The sequence below is a fragment of the Homoserinimonas sp. genome (assembly GCF_056262345.1).
This window is the reverse complement of the sequence record NZ_JBACFR010000149.1, coordinates 17,974-30,941: the sequence shown is the minus strand read 5'-3', so window position 1 is coordinate 30,941 and position 12,968 is coordinate 17,974. Positions and strand designations below refer to the sequence as shown.

Genomic DNA, 12,968 nt, shown 5'->3' with positions numbered 1-12,968 from the left:
CGGATGGTCGCCCACAATTTGCTCTGTCGAGCGGGCCAGCACGCCCCGTCGAGACGCGCGAGGCGTTTCGACTGATCGATGCTCCCTCGGCAGAGGCAGATGGCCCCTCCACCGCCACCGTGCGGGGTGCTCTTTCGGCGGGAGAAACGCGAGCGGGCAAGATCACCACGGCGGTGGTGGCTCTTGCCATGGGCGCCATTCTCGGCGTAGTGCTCACCATCAACCACCAACAGACGTGGAGCATCGGCGGGGTTACGATCCCGATCGGCCTCGTCGCGGGGCTGCTCATCATCACGATGCTGCTGGTCGGGTTCCGGCTGGTGTTCGAGACGCGGGTCGTTGCGCTCAGCGCCGCGATCGGCGTGAACGTGATCATCGCCGTGTTCTCGCAGAAGAGCCCGGGGGGATCCGTTCTGATCCCGGCCAACATCATGGGATTCGTGTGGGCTTACGCGCCGCTTCTCATCGCCCTCGTCGTGGTCGCGTGGCCGAAGCTGCCCTTGCCTCGCCGCGATAGGATGGTAGTTCACACCACTCAGGAGGGACCCTCGCAGTGACATATGTCATCGCTCTTCCGTGCGTCGATGTCAAAGACCGCGCATGTGTCGACGAATGCCCCGTTGACTGCATCTACGAGGGCGACCGGATGCTCTACATCCATCCCGATGAATGCGTTGATTGTGGTGCGTGCGAGCCCGTGTGTCCCGTTGAGGCGATCTACTACGAAGACGACACCCCCGAGGTGTGGGCCGACTACTACAAGGCCAATGTGGAGTTTTTCGACGACCTCGGCTCGCCCGGCGGTGCTGCCAAGGTCGGTGTGATTCACAAGGATCACCCCCTCGTTGCCGCGCTCCCGCCTCAGGGCCCCGCCGCATAAAAAACGGTCGAATTTTAGAGAAGATGCCCAAGCAAAGGCATTTTCCTTTGGTGGGTGCGACTGGAGCCACAAACCCCCTCTAGGCTGTATGTGTGAACGACGCTGCCATCAACGACGCCGACAAGGCCACGCTCCACTACCCCGGAGGCACTGCCGAATTCCCTATCCTCACGAGTGTCGATGGTGCTAACAGCATCGACATCTCAACGCTCACCAAACAAACGGGATACACAACCCTCGACCAGGGTTTTGTCAACACCGCTTCGACGAAGAGCGAGATCACCTACATCGATGGTGATCAGGGAATCTTGCGCTACCGCGGGTACTCGATCGAGGATGTCGCCAAGAATTCCACGTACCTCGAGACCGCCTGGCTCCTGATTTATGGGGAGCTTCCGAGCGCTTCAGAACTCGAGGAGTTCGAGGAGAAGATTCGGCGGCACACGCTGCTGCACGAAGACCTCAAGCGATTCTTCGACGCCCTCCCGCACAACGCGCATCCGATGTCGGTGCTGTCGAGCGCCGTGTCGGCTCTCTCGACGTACTACCAGGACTCCTTGGATGTTCACGACCCCGAGCAGGTCGAGATCTCCACGATTCGCCTTCTGGCTAAGCTGCCGACGATCGCGGCTTATGCACACAAGAAGAGCCTCGGCCAGGCGTTCCTCTACCCCGACAACAGCCTGAGCTTCGTCGAGAACTTCCTCAAGATGAACTTCGGCAATATGGCGGAGCCCTATGAGGTCAACCCGGTTCTCGCGACCGCACTCGAGCGTCTGCTGATCCTCCACGAAGACCACGAGCAGAACGCGTCCACGTCGACCGTTCGCCTCGTCGGATCCACAGAAGCCAACCTCTTTGCCTCCGTTTCCGCCGGCATTAACGCTCTCTACGGCCCGCTTCACGGCGGAGCCAACGAGGCCGTGCTCACGATGCTCGAGCAGATCAAGGAGTCTGGCGAGGGCGTCGAGAAGTTCGTTCAGCGGGTCAAGAACAAAGAAGACGGCATCCGTCTTATGGGTTTCGGGCACCGCGTCTACAAGAACTTCGACCCTCGGGCCCGTCTCGTCAAGGAGAGCGCCCACGAGGTTCTCGCTGCACTCGGCATCAAGGACGAGCTGCTCGACATTGCGATGGAGCTTGAGGCAGTAGCCCTGGCCGATGACTACTTCATCGAGCGCAAGCTCTACCCCAACGTGGACTTCTACACGGGTGTCATCTACAAGGCCATGGGCTTTCCGACGCGCATGTTCACCGTGCTCTTCGCCATTGGCCGGTTGCCGGGATGGATCGCACAGTGGCGCGAGTCGAACTCTGACCCCAAGACCAAGATTGGTCGCCCGCAGCAGCTCTACATCGGTGAGCCGCAGCGTGATTGGCCGACCGAGCGATAGTTAGCTCAGCAGCAGCAGAAATGCCCCAGTTCACTCGAACTGGGGCATTTCTTCGTCATGCGTGGGCTGGTGCGATAGGGAACCAGAGGTCCGCCCCAATCCGGGTTACATCCGAGCCGTTGGTGTTTCGCTTTATTGGGGCCACTGGCAGAATTGCGCTACCCCGCGTGTGCGCGGTGGAACAACGTGCGGTCAGCACCTGGGTAGTCGGTCGGACCGCGTCAGTGCGCAGCGTTCCCCTTCGCTGTGGCGCTCCGCAGAAGTGCGGAGAGCACGCCCGGTCGAGCCCCCCGAGACCGGGCGTGCATCCCGAACGCTTTAGGCGTGCAGTGCCGCGTTGAGTTCGATGCCGGTGCCGCTACGCGGGATAACCTCAACGGCTCCCGTTGCCGAGTTGCGGCGAAAGAGCAGGTTGGGCACACCAGAGAGCTCTACGGCCTTCATGGTCGTGCCGCCCTCGCTGCCATCGATTACCAGCACCTTGGTGCCAGCGGTCACGTACAGACCGGCCTCGATTACGCTGTCGTCGCCGACCGAGATGCCGATGCCAGAGTTGGCGCCCAGGAGGGCGCGCTGGCCTACGGAGATGCGCTCTGTGCCGCCGCCGCTGAGCGTGCCCATGATGGATGCGCCGCCGCCGATGTCGGAGCCGTCTCCCACGACAACACCCTGAGAGATGCGGCCTTCGACCATGGACGAGCCGAGAGTGCCCGCATTAAAGTTCACGAAGCCCTCGTGCATGACCGTGGTTCCTGGTGCCAGGTGAGCGCCAAGGCGCACACGGTTGGCATCGGCGATGCGCACGCCGGCGGGGGAGACGTAGTCGACGAGGCGGGGGAACTTGTCCACGCTGTGAGCGCTGATTCCGTGGCGCTGCAGCGTCGGACGGAGGCGAGCGAAGTCATCCGGATGCACGGGGCCGGCGTTGGTCCAGACGACGGCGGGCAGCACGCCAAAGATGCCGTCGAGGTTGATCGTGTTGGGGGCGACGAGGAGGTGGCTGAGCAGGTGCAATCGCAGGTACGCGTCCTGGGTCGAGGCGGGCGCAGCGTCGAGATCGATCTCGACGGTGACGAACTCGACGCGCACATTGCGGCGCTCATCGACGCGACGCAGCTCTTCGAACTCGGTCGGTGCAATGTGGGGGTCGATTGAACTCGGTCGGGCGCCGAGCGAGGGGGAGGGGAACCAAGTGTCGAGCACCGTTCCGTCGCCGGAGATGGTGGCGAGGCCGTAGCCCCAGGCAGCAGAAGTCATACCTCAAGATTACTGGCGAATAGGATGAGGAGATGTCTTCCCCCGCTAGCACGGCCCCTCTCTTGGATCTGTCGGCAGGCTCGATCGAGATCACTCGGCAGCTGTGCGATATCCCGTCTGTCTCGGGTAACGAGAAGGCGATTGCCGACGCGATCGAGCACTCGCTTGCCGGTTTGGAACACCTTGAGGTGTTGCGGTTGGGCGACGCCGTTGTCGCGAGAACCAACCTCGGCCGTGATCGCCGTGTGGTGATCGCGGGTCATATCGACACGGTCCCCATCAACGACAATCTGCCGACTCGGTTCGAGACGATCGACGGTGTCGACTACCTGTGGGGCAGGGGCACCGTTGATATGAAGGCCGGCGTTGCGGTGCAGGTCAAGCTCGCCGCAGAGCTCACGAACCCGAGCATCGACATCACCTGGATTTGGTACGACCACGAAGAGGTCTCGGATGACCTCAATGGGCTGGGCAGGCTGGCGCTGACCCATCCAGAGCTGCTGAAGGGCGACTTCGCCATTCTGGGCGAGCCCACCCGATCTGAGGTCGAGGGCGGGTGCAACGGCAACATGCGCATCGAGGTGCGCACCTATGGTCTGCGCGCGCACTCCGCGCGAGCCTGGGTGGGCAAGAATGCGATTCACGCCGCCACCCCGATCCTCAATCGCCTCGTGGACTACGTGCCGCGGGAGGTCGAGGTCGAGGGTCTCGTCTACCGCGAGGGGCTCAACGCCGTGGGGATTTCCGGCGGTATCGCCGGCAATGTGATCCCCGACGAGTGCATGGTTCACATCAACTATCGTTTTGCGCCCAGCCGTTCGGCCGACGAGGCGGAGCAACATCTGCGCGAGTTGTTCGAGGGATTCGACATCACGGTCGTCGACCGCGCCGAAGGGGCACGCCCCGGACTCGACTCCCCGCTGTCGCAGGAGTTCCTCGCCGCAGTGGGAGCATCCGCCCATCCCAAGTACGGCTGGACCGATGTTGCCCGCTTCTCAGCGTTGGGAGTCCCCGCTGTCAACTATGGGCCCGGCGACCCTCTGAAGGCTCATGCCGACGATGAGCGCGTTGCTCTTGAGCAGATCACGGCCTGCGAAACCGGCCTTCGTCGCTGGCTTGCCGGGGCCGTCTGACCCCTTCTTGGGCGCGCCACGATATCGCTCGTTTTCCGCATATGACTCACTTACGGAATAATAGGAAGACATCCACGAAAGGGGACTATTCATGGCGGCCATGAAACCGAGGACCGGAGACGGACCAATGGAGGCTGTTAAGGAGGGTCGTCTCATCATCGTGCGCGTCCCCCTCGAAGGCGGAGGACGTCTCGTTGTGTCGGTGAACGACGCCGAGGCTAAGGAACTCCACGACGCACTCGCAGGAGTCGTCACAGTCAGCTGACCCGACTGACACCCTCTGGTGAGGTCTAAGAGGACCGCACCGGAGTCAACTGAAGCAAACCGTCGCCAGCAGGCGATAGAGCGCTCAGCACGGCGGCGGACTCCGAAGTCTCCTTCAGGATGGCTCGGAAGTTCGCCGTCGTGTCGTCTCGCTTGGTGGGGTCGGCGACGCGATCGTGCCAGAGTGCGTGAGGAACCAGCACAGTGCCGCCGGGGCGAACCAGGCGCAGCCCGTGCTCGACGTTCTCGATGACCGCCTTGGGATCGCCGTCGATCAGAACGATGTCGTAGGACTGCTCGTTCATGCGCGGCAGAACATCTCTCGAACGCCCCGTGATGAGGCGGGTGCGGTTTGCGGGGATATCGGCGTCGGCAAAGTGCTTGCGGGCCACCTGCTGATGATCTGGCTCGATGTCGATTGAGGTGAGGATCGCATCCGGGGCGCCCTGCATCAGCCAAAGACCGCTGACGCCAGCGCCCGTGCCGATCTCGATCATGGTCGTTGCGGAGGTCGCGGCCGCGATGAGCGCGATCTGAGCGCCGATCGATGGGGCGATCGGCTCAATTCCGAGCTCGAGGGAGTGCTGACGCGCCTGCTGAATGACAGGGCTTTCGACGACGACCTCGTCGACGAATCTCCAGTTTGAATCTTTCTCTGACACGCTTGCTCCCTGCCCTCTCGAAACGGGCTCACCCAAGGATACGGGTCAAGTCCAGGCGATCACGTTATTCTGAACGAGTGCCTGGCCTAACTTTCGAGAAGCTGCTGTTGATCGCGATCATCGCGGTCTTCGTGCTTGGCCCCGAAAAGCTGCCGCACTACGCCGCGCAACTCGCCCGCCTGGTCAAATCGCTCAAGAATATGGCCAGCGGCGCCAAGGATCGTCTGCGCGACGAGATGGGCCCAGAGTTCAACGACGTTGACTGGCAAAAGCTCGACCCACGCCAGTACGACCCGCGCCGAATCATCCGCGAGGCGTTGCTCGATGACGAGGGCGCAGCGGCTCCGGTTGCGGTCAAGCCACCCACGCGCTCTCGACCGGTGGAGTCGGCGGCGCAGAAGCGCCTAGGACTCGCAGAAGCGGGCGCCGCGGCGCCCTTCGACTCAGAAGCGACCTAGGAGGCCGCCGCTAGCGCCTGCGGATGGTGCGCAGCGTCACGAGTAGGGCGGTCATGACGCCCGCCAGAGGCGCGAACTCCGCTCCCGTGCGGGGGAGGGCCATGATTCCTGTGTTGCGCGCCACAGTGCGTGATTCCACGAATCGCAGAAGGCCCTCAGGACCATTGCGTCGGCCGAGCCCTGACTGCTTGGCGCCGCCCATGGGGGCGTCGACGGAAGAGAACGCGGCGCGGTAACCCTCGTTAACATTCACGCTGCCGCTGTCCAGGGCGCTGGCGATGCGGCGAGCACGAGTCAACGACCGCGCAAAAATGGCCGAATTGAGCCCGTATTCCGAGTCGTTGGCGGCAACGATGGCCTCCTCATCGGAGTCGACGATGCTCACCGATACGACCGGGCCAAAGGTCTCCGTGGCGAAACACTCCATCTCTGGCGTGACGTCGGCGAGCACTGTCGGCTCGAAGAAGAGAGGGCCGATGTGGGGGAGGGCAGCGCCGCCGGTGAGTACTGTCGCTCCCTTAGCGACGGCATCGGCGATGTGCCGCTGCGTCGTTTCGAGCTGCGATGGCAGCGTGAGTGATCCTGCATCGGTCGTGTAATCGAACGCCGGGCCGATGGTGAGAGCCGAGACCCTGCGCACGAACGCTGCGATGAAGTCGTCGGCGACAGCGCGCTGCACGATGATGCGTTCGATCGAGACGCACAGCTGGCCCATCGACGCGAAACAGGCGTAGACGGCGTCGGCCGCGGCCTTCTCAGGGTCGACATCGTCGAGGACGATGAGCGGGTTCTTGCCCCCGAGTTCGAGGGATGCTCCCACAAGCCGCTCTGCCGCTCGCATGGCAACCGTACGGCCCGTGGCGGTCGAGCCGGTGAAGCACACATAGTCGGCGACGTCGGTCACGGCGGTGCCGATTTCGGAGCCAGGCCCCGTAACGACCTGCCAGAGCTCCTCTGGCACTCCCGCGTCGATGAAGGCTCGGCGCGACGCGAGCACGCTCAGCGCCCCCTGGTTGTCGGCCTTCTGTACGACGCCGTTGCCGGCAGCAAGCGCCGGGATGACATCCATGATTGAGAGGCTGAGGGGAAAGTTCCAGGGGGTGATGACTCCGATAACGCCCTTGGGGCGGTAGTCGACCTTCGTAGTCAACAGAACGGGGATACCCGACCTGCGGGCACTCGGGCGGAGAATCGACGCGGCCCCCAGCGCGTAGTAGCGCGTTACGTTGGCCGCCTGGAACACCTCCTCGAACGCTTGCCCTCTGGTCTTGCCCGTTTCGGACTGCACGGCATCGAGCAGCAACTGACGGCGCTCCAGCAGCAGATCGTGGGCCTTGATGAGCACACGGCGGCGGTGAGCGAAGCCGGCACGCTGCCAGGCGATCTGCGCAAGCCTGGCCGAGGACGCGGCCTCCACCACATCCGGCACAGAGCTCAGTGGCAACGAGTGCAGCACCTGGCCGGTGAACGGCGCGATAACGTCGACGGTCTGCCCGCGGGTGGAGCGGATGTCGCGGGTCAGGTCGCGTGCGACCTCGGCTGTGATGAGAGCTCCTGGCATGCGCTCATCCTAGGGCCGCCGATCGAGCGATCTCTTCGAATCCTTGGCCAAATCGGACGGGTCTCTCGCTGGCGACCCGGCTTATGCTGAGTCTGTTGTCGTCCCGCGAGTTGGAGGGTAAAAGTGGCTACCGTGACCGCATCGAGCGCCACCGTGAACGAGGTTCTCGCTGACCTTGCTGCCCTTGAGGATCCCAAGATTCGAGCGGTGAATGAGCGCCACGGCGACGATCATGGCGTCAACCTCACCAAGCTCAGAGAAGTCGCCAAGAAACTCAAGATTCAGCCGGATCTGGCCAGGGACCTGTGGGCGACCGGCGACACCGCCGCTCGGCTGGTGGCCATCCTGATCAGCAGGCCAAAGCACTACAGCGAGACAGAGCTCGACGCGATGCTGCGCGAGGCGAGAGTGCCCAAGGTGCACGACTGGCTCGTGAGCTACATCGTCAAGAAGAGCCCCTCCGTGGAGGAGCTTCGCACGACGTGGTTTGCCGATGAGGACGCGGTCGTCGCCAGTGCAGGGTGGGCACTCACGAGCGATCGCGTCGCCACAGCGCCGGAGGGCCTCGATCTGCCGGGGCTGCTCGACACGATAGAAGCAGAGATGAAGGATGCCCCAGATCGGCTGCAGTGGGCGATGAATGAGTGCCTCGCGACGATTGGCATCAACCACCCCGAGCTGCGGTCACGCGCCATGAGCATCGGTGAGCGACTCGAGGGGCTCAAGGATTACCCCACGCCGCCCAACTGCACGTCACCGTTTGCCCCGATCTGGATCACCGAGATCGTTCGGAGACGCTCCCTTTAGTCGTCAGACCGGGCAGGGTGCCTCAGGCGGGGCTGAGCCCGTCAGGCGGGGCTGACGCCGAGGCTTCGCCCGGCGAGTCCGCGCCCACGCTGGGCGATTGCAGACGCCACGCCCAGGATGGCGGTCGCCGCGGCATCCATCGGGTCAGCAACGACGACGGGGGCGCCAGCATCGCCGCCCTCTCGCAGCGCGATGCTCAGCGGCACTGAGGCGAGCAGGGGAACGTCGAGCCTGCTGGCGACTTCTGCACCGCCGCCCGAGCCGAAAATATCGAGGATGCTGCCGTCGGGAGCAACGAGGCCGGCCATGTTTTCGATCACGCCGATTACGGTCTGGCCGGTCTGACGGGCCACGAGTCCGCTGCGCTCTGCGACCTCAGCCGCGGCGGACTGGGGGGTCGTGACGACGAGAACCTCGGCATGGGGCAGCAACTGCCCGATCGTGATGGCGACGTCTCCTGTGCCGGGCGGCAGGTCAAGCAGCAGGACATCGAGGTCGCCAAAATAGACGTCGGTGAGAAACTGCTCGATCGTGCGGTGGAGCATGGGGCCGCGCCACGAGACCGCGGTGGAGCCCTCCACGAACATGCCGATCGAGATGGTCTTCACGCCGTAGGCAATGGGCGGCAGGATCATGTCGCCCACCCGCGTGGGCTTGGCCGTGGGGATGCCGAGAAGGCCGGGAATCGAGAATCCGAATACATCGGCATCGATGAGCCCCACCTTGAGCCCGAGCTGCGTCATGGCGACCGCAAGGTTGGCGGTGAGCGTGGACTTGCCCACGCCGCCCTTGCCGCTGGTCACGGCGATCACCCTGGTGAGGCTGTCCGGGGTGAAGGGCATTGCTCGCCGCCCGCCCTGGAGCCTCGACGTGAGCGCGCGGCGCTCGTCCGGAGTCATGACCGTGAGGGCGATCTCCGCCTGCGAGACGCCGTCAACGGCCTCGACCGCGGCGCGCACGTCGCGCTCAATGCGGTCGGCGGCAGGGCATCCCACGATCGTAAGTTTGACCACGACAGAGGCGACGCCGTCGTCGACGGAGATATCGCCGACCATGTCCAGCTCGGTAATGGGGCGACGAATCTCGGGGTCGATGACGTGGGCGAGCGCGGCGCGAATCTCGTCAGCGGTCGTCATGCGATGACCCGGGGGAATCTTTCTCCCTGTCCAGCTCTTCGAGAAGCGAGCGCAGCTCTGCCCGGATGAAGTCCTTGGTGGCGACATCCTTCATCGCGAGGCGAAGCGCAACAACCTCGCGGGCGAGGTATTCGGTGTCGTTGAGATTGCGTTCGGCCCGCTGGCGGTCCTGCTCGATCTGCACGCGGTCACGGTCGTCCTGACGGTTCTGCGCGAGCAGGATCATGGGAGCGGCATAGCTGGCCTGCAGCGACAGGATGAGGGTCAGCAGCGTGTAGTTGAGGGCGCGGGGGTCGAACTGCAGCTCTGTGGGTGCCCACGTGTTGTAGCCGATCCAAACGAGGCAGAACACGGTCATGCCAACGAGGAAGGCGGGCGTGCCCATTGCTCGAGCGAACGCCTCAGAGAAGCGACCCATCCGGTCGCGGCCCTGACCTCGGCCGAAGCGGGGAACGAACTTTTGCCTTAGCCCTTTGGGGGATTCGAGGTCTGCCTCAGTGCGACGAGCCATTGGCGGGCCTCCTTCCGGGCTGAATTATGGGCTGGGGTCGTGTCTCTACCGCTACGAATGGTGCTGGTGTCGGTTCGTCGTCGTGACTTCGCCAGTCGTCTGGCAGCAGGTAGTCGAGAACATCGTCAATGGTCACCACCCCTACAAGGCGATGGTTGTCGTCGACAACGGGAACGGAAACAAGGTCGTAGGTGGCGAGGATACGCGCGACCTCCGCCGCCGATGCCGAGGCATTGACGGGCTCCAGCTGCTGGTCGAGCAGGGTTCCGAGGCGCTCGCCGGGTGGGTAGCGCAGCATGCGCTGAAAGTGCACCATGCCGAGAAATCGACCGGTCGGAGATTCGTAGGGCGGCAGGGTCACGCAGATGGCTGCACCCAGGGCTGGTGCGAGTTCGTGGCGGCGGATGAGGGCAAGGCCTTCGGCGACCGTTGCGTCGGAAGAGACGATGATCGGCTCGGTCGTCATGAGGCCACCCGCGGTGTCGGGCGCGTAGAGCAGAAGCATTCGCACGTCTTCTGCCTCTTCTGGCTGCATGAGGTCGAGCAGGGCCTCGCCGCGCTCCTCATCGAGCTGGGCGATGAGGTCGGCTGCATCATCCGGCTGCATCTGGTCGAGAACCGTGGCAGCACGGTCATCGTCAAGCTTGTTGAGAATGCCGACCTGCTCGCTCTCGGGCATTTCTTCGAGCACGTCGGCGAGTCGTTCGTCGCTGAGTTCTTCGGCGACCTCGAGCATGCGCTGTTCCGGCAGGTCGAGCAGGGCATTGGCAAGGTCAGCAGGCAGCAGGTCTTCGTAGGTTGCGAGCAGGTGACTGGCCGACTGTGCTTCGCCTGCCGTGACGTTCTCGCGCACATCGTTCCACTTGGCGAACGTCGTCTGACCCTTGGCGAAGGGAGACGCGCTCGTCTTGGGGCGGCGCAAGAACAGCTCGCTGACAGCCCACTCGCCGGGGCCCGTCTCCTCGATGGCAACGTCTTCGATGATGGCGGTGCTGCTGCCGTCGGCGAGGGTGACTTTGCGCCCCAGCATCTCGGCAATCACGCGCACTTCGCCGCCGCGCTGCTCAAAGCGCCTCAGGTTAATGAGGCCGGTCGTGATGATCTGGCCTGATCCGATGCTGGTGATTCTGCCGATGGACAGGAACACGCGCCGTCGCCCGGGAACCTCAACGATGAATCCGACGACGCGGGGCGACTGCGTGCTGCGGTACACAACGAGAACGTCGCGCACCCTACCCACCTTGTCGCCAGCGGGGTCGAAAACAGAGCACCCTGCTAGGCGCGCGACAAAGACTCTGGTGGGGCTCACGGTACAACCCTAGCCTTCTGGTGAAAGAATGAGCCGGTGACCAACCCCAGCTCCTATTCGCGCCGCGCGCAACCCGTGCCGACAATTCCTCACGGAGATATTCTCGGTACCTACGACACCTACCCCGAAGCGCAGGCGGTAGTAGACCGCCTGGCTAAGCGGGAGTTCCCTGTGAATCAGCTGGCCATCGTCGGCAATGACCTCAAGACGGTCGAGCGGGTCACGGGAAAACTCACCTACGGTCGTGCGGCGGGAGCCGGTGCCGCAAGCGGCGCCTGGTTCGGTCTCTTTCTGGGGCTGCTGCTGTTCATGTTTTCTGACAACCCGGCTGCGATTGCATTTGTGGGCGCGGCCTTGCTCATCGGCGCTGGGTTCGGCATGATCTTCGGCATCGTGTCGTATTCGCTCAACCGCAGTCGCCGCGACTTCACCTCGACCCACCAGGTCATCGCATCCAACTATCAGATCGTTGTCCAGCCGGCTGTGGCCCTCCGGGCGCAAGAACTGCTCAGCCGCCCGGAGACAGAGCAGTAGAGGCAGCTATGAGCACGGACGACCGCGAGTACATGCGCAACTACAAGACGGCGAGCCCGGACCTGCTCAAGGCCTATGGGGAGTTCAACGGCGCAGTGTTCGCGGATGAGGGACGGGAGATCCCCAAGAAATACCGTGAGCTCATGGCGGTTGCCGTGGCCGTTTCGATGCAGTGCTCCTATTGCATTGAGGTGCACACCAAGAGCGCTGTGACGGCGGGGGCAACGGAGGCCGAGGTCGCAGAATCCGTGTGGGTGGCCGCAGCGATCGGAACGGGAGCGCCCTTCATGCATGGGCGGCTCGCGTTTAAAGCCGCCGCGCCCCACGAGCACTGAGCGCCGGGCGTGGATCGCATTTTCGATAGTGCCCCGTTGCGTCGCATCGAGGAGCATCCGCTCGCGCCGATGCGCCGTTCGTCGTGGCCGGCCACACTCGCTCCCGTGCGTCAGATTCTCGACGAGGGTTTCGACTTGGCGCCGGTCACCGTGCTGGTCGGCGAGAACGGCGCAGGCAAGTCCACCATCGTGGAGGCGATTGCGGCAGCATTCGGCATGAACCCCGAGGGCGGTTCGACCGCGTCGATGAGCGAGACCCGCAAGACCGAGTCGGATCTCGCCGATCATCTGCAGCTCATTCGGGGCGCCGGGGCGTCGAAGCAGGGTTTTTTCTTACGGGCCGAAACCATGCACGGGTTTTTCACCTATCTAGAGTCGATCGGTGACGAGGGCACCTTTCACGAGCAGAGCCACGGAGAATCGTTTCTCGATCTCGTGGCAGCACGCTCACGGGTACGAGGGCTCTGGGTGCTCGACGAGCCAGAATCCGCCCTCTCCCTCCCCGGCTGCCTCGCCCTCATTGGACTTCTGCGCGACCTTGTGTCCAACGGCTCGCAGGTGCTGCTCTCCACGCACTCGCCCGTGCTGGCCGCCTACCCGGGTGCCAGCCTCTATGAGGTTGGGGAGTGGGGCATCCGATCGAGCGAGTACGACGATCTCGATCTCGTTCGCAATTGGCGCGGGTTTTTGGAGTCGCCGGAGAGGTACCTGCGGTACCTGGACTAAT

15 protein-coding genes and 1 pseudogene are annotated in these 12,968 nt (G+C 63.7%); 10 read left to right on the top strand and 6 right to left on the bottom strand.

The genetic code is table 11. The features are described 5' to 3' along the window. From AC062T_RS07510 to AC062T_RS07500, 3 genes and pseudogenes are all read left to right on the top strand, one after another. A pseudogene (locus AC062T_RS07510) lies at positions 1-557 on the top strand (hypothetical protein); the annotation flags it as partial. Next, positions 554-880 carry a ferredoxin gene (gene fdxA, locus AC062T_RS07505; protein WP_108517340.1) on the top strand — a complete coding sequence of 109 codons (327 nt, stop codon included), beginning with the start codon at positions 554-556 and terminating at the stop codon, positions 878-880. The pseudogene AC062T_RS07510 and the gene fdxA, both read left to right, overlap by 4 nt. Positions 881-972: 92 nt before the next feature. Next, entirely contained in the window at positions 973-2,274 is a 1,302-nt protein-coding gene (locus AC062T_RS07500) for a citrate synthase (RefSeq protein ID WP_108517338.1), read from the top strand. A 318-nt stretch (positions 2,275-2,592) separates the two neighbouring features. Here AC062T_RS07500 and dapD read toward each other — a convergent pair whose 3' ends face one another. After that, a complete protein-coding gene (dapD, locus tag AC062T_RS07495; RefSeq protein WP_476028768.1) occupies positions 2,593-3,531 on the bottom strand; it encodes a 2,3,4,5-tetrahydropyridine-2,6-dicarboxylate N-succinyltransferase in 939 nt (312 codons plus the stop codon). 32 nt (positions 3,532-3,563) lie between these two features. Here dapD and dapE point away from each other — a divergent pair, with 32 nt between their 5' ends. Next, the gene (dapE, locus tag AC062T_RS07490; protein ID WP_476028766.1) at positions 3,564-4,664 is read left to right on the top strand and encodes a succinyl-diaminopimelate desuccinylase; all 1,101 of its coding nucleotides are present in this window, start codon (positions 3,564-3,566) and stop codon (positions 4,662-4,664) included. Positions 4,665-4,755: 91 nt separating this feature from the next. Next, complete coding sequence (locus AC062T_RS07485) at positions 4,756-4,929, top strand: DUF3117 domain-containing protein (RefSeq protein ID WP_108517332.1); 174 nt, start codon at positions 4,756-4,758, stop codon at positions 4,927-4,929. Between the two features lie 25 nt (positions 4,930-4,954). Here the strand turns inward: AC062T_RS07485 and AC062T_RS07480 are convergent, their stop codons facing one another. Then, positions 4,955-5,590 carry an O-methyltransferase gene (locus tag AC062T_RS07480; RefSeq protein ID WP_108517330.1) on the bottom strand — a complete coding sequence of 212 codons (636 nt, stop codon included), beginning with the start codon at positions 5,588-5,590 and terminating at the stop codon, positions 4,955-4,957. A gap of 77 nt (positions 5,591-5,667) precedes the next feature. Between AC062T_RS07480 and AC062T_RS07475 the strand changes: the two genes are divergently transcribed. Continuing rightward, on the top strand, positions 5,668-6,048 hold the full coding sequence (locus AC062T_RS07475) for a twin-arginine translocase TatA/TatE family subunit (RefSeq protein ID WP_108517328.1): 381 nt from the start codon (positions 5,668-5,670) through the stop codon (positions 6,046-6,048). Between the two features lie 10 nt (positions 6,049-6,058). On the opposite strand, the gene AC062T_RS07470 is transcribed toward AC062T_RS07475, so the two are convergent. After that, the gene (locus tag AC062T_RS07470) at positions 6,059-7,609 is read right to left on the bottom strand and encodes a succinic semialdehyde dehydrogenase (RefSeq protein ID WP_476028762.1); all 1,551 of its coding nucleotides are present in this window, start codon (positions 7,607-7,609) and stop codon (positions 6,059-6,061) included. 123 nt (positions 7,610-7,732) lie between these two features. Between AC062T_RS07470 and AC062T_RS07465 the strand changes: the two genes are divergently transcribed. Next, the gene (locus AC062T_RS07465; protein WP_476028760.1) at positions 7,733-8,416 is read left to right on the top strand and encodes a DNA alkylation repair protein; all 684 of its coding nucleotides are present in this window, start codon (positions 7,733-7,735) and stop codon (positions 8,414-8,416) included. A gap of 41 nt (positions 8,417-8,457) precedes the next feature. On the opposite strand, the gene AC062T_RS07460 is transcribed toward AC062T_RS07465, so the two are convergent. Genes AC062T_RS07460 through AC062T_RS07450 form a run of 3 tightly spaced genes read right to left on the bottom strand, consistent with a single transcriptional unit; the run spans position 8,458 to position 11,372 of the window. Beyond that, positions 8,458-9,552 (bottom strand): Mrp/NBP35 family ATP-binding protein, encoded by a 1,095-nt coding sequence (locus tag AC062T_RS07460; RefSeq protein WP_476028758.1) that lies wholly within the window; start codon positions 9,550-9,552, stop codon positions 8,458-8,460. Continuing rightward, on the bottom strand, positions 9,539-10,063 hold the full coding sequence (locus AC062T_RS07455) for a DUF1003 domain-containing protein (protein ID WP_476028756.1): 525 nt from the start codon (positions 10,061-10,063) through the stop codon (positions 9,539-9,541). Before AC062T_RS07455 ends, AC062T_RS07460 begins: the two co-directional genes overlap by 14 nt. Continuing rightward, positions 10,047-11,372 carry a magnesium transporter MgtE N-terminal domain-containing protein gene (locus AC062T_RS07450; protein ID WP_476028754.1) on the bottom strand — a complete coding sequence of 442 codons (1,326 nt, stop codon included), beginning with the start codon at positions 11,370-11,372 and terminating at the stop codon, positions 10,047-10,049. Before AC062T_RS07450 ends, AC062T_RS07455 begins: the two co-directional genes overlap by 17 nt. Positions 11,373-11,408: 36 nt before the next feature. Between AC062T_RS07450 and AC062T_RS07445 the strand changes: the two genes are divergently transcribed. From AC062T_RS07445 to AC062T_RS07435, 3 genes are all read left to right on the top strand, one after another. Then, complete coding sequence (locus AC062T_RS07445) at positions 11,409-11,906, top strand: YflT domain-containing protein (RefSeq protein WP_476028752.1); 498 nt, start codon at positions 11,409-11,411, stop codon at positions 11,904-11,906. A gap of 8 nt (positions 11,907-11,914) precedes the next feature. Beyond that, on the top strand, positions 11,915-12,241 hold the full coding sequence (locus AC062T_RS07440; RefSeq protein ID WP_108517318.1) for a carboxymuconolactone decarboxylase family protein: 327 nt from the start codon (positions 11,915-11,917) through the stop codon (positions 12,239-12,241). A gap of 69 nt (positions 12,242-12,310) precedes the next feature. Continuing rightward, positions 12,311-12,967: an AAA family ATPase gene (locus tag AC062T_RS07435; RefSeq protein ID WP_476028772.1), complete on the top strand. Its 657-nt coding sequence runs from the start codon at positions 12,311-12,313 to the stop codon at positions 12,965-12,967. Position 12,968 lies beyond the last annotated feature (1 nt).

What these genes read in the sequence shown, in the direction of transcription:
- dapD (WP_476028768.1), bottom strand. Translation starts at nt 3,531, where the DNA reads ATGACTTCTGCTGCCTGGGGCTACGGCCTCGCCACCATCTCCGGCGAC.
- dapE (WP_476028766.1), top strand. Translation starts at nt 3,564, where the DNA reads ATGTCTTCCCCCGCTAGCACGGCCCCTCTCTTGGATCTGTCGGCAGGC.
- AC062T_RS07485 (WP_108517332.1), top strand. Translation starts at nt 4,756, where the DNA reads ATGGCGGCCATGAAACCGAGGACCGGAGACGGACCAATGGAGGCTGTT.
- AC062T_RS07470 (WP_476028762.1), bottom strand. Translation starts at nt 7,609, where the DNA reads ATGCCAGGAGCTCTCATCACAGCCGAGGTCGCACGCGACCTGACCCGC.
- AC062T_RS07460 (WP_476028758.1), bottom strand. Translation starts at nt 9,552, where the DNA reads ATGACGACCGCTGACGAGATTCGCGCCGCGCTCGCCCACGTCATCGAC.
- AC062T_RS07455 (WP_476028756.1), bottom strand. Translation starts at nt 10,063, where the DNA reads ATGGCTCGTCGCACTGAGGCAGACCTCGAATCCCCCAAAGGGCTAAGG.
- AC062T_RS07440 (WP_108517318.1), top strand. Translation starts at nt 11,915, where the DNA reads ATGAGCACGGACGACCGCGAGTACATGCGCAACTACAAGACGGCGAGC.
- AC062T_RS07435 (WP_476028772.1), top strand. Translation starts at nt 12,311, where the DNA reads ATGCGCCGTTCGTCGTGGCCGGCCACACTCGCTCCCGTGCGTCAGATT.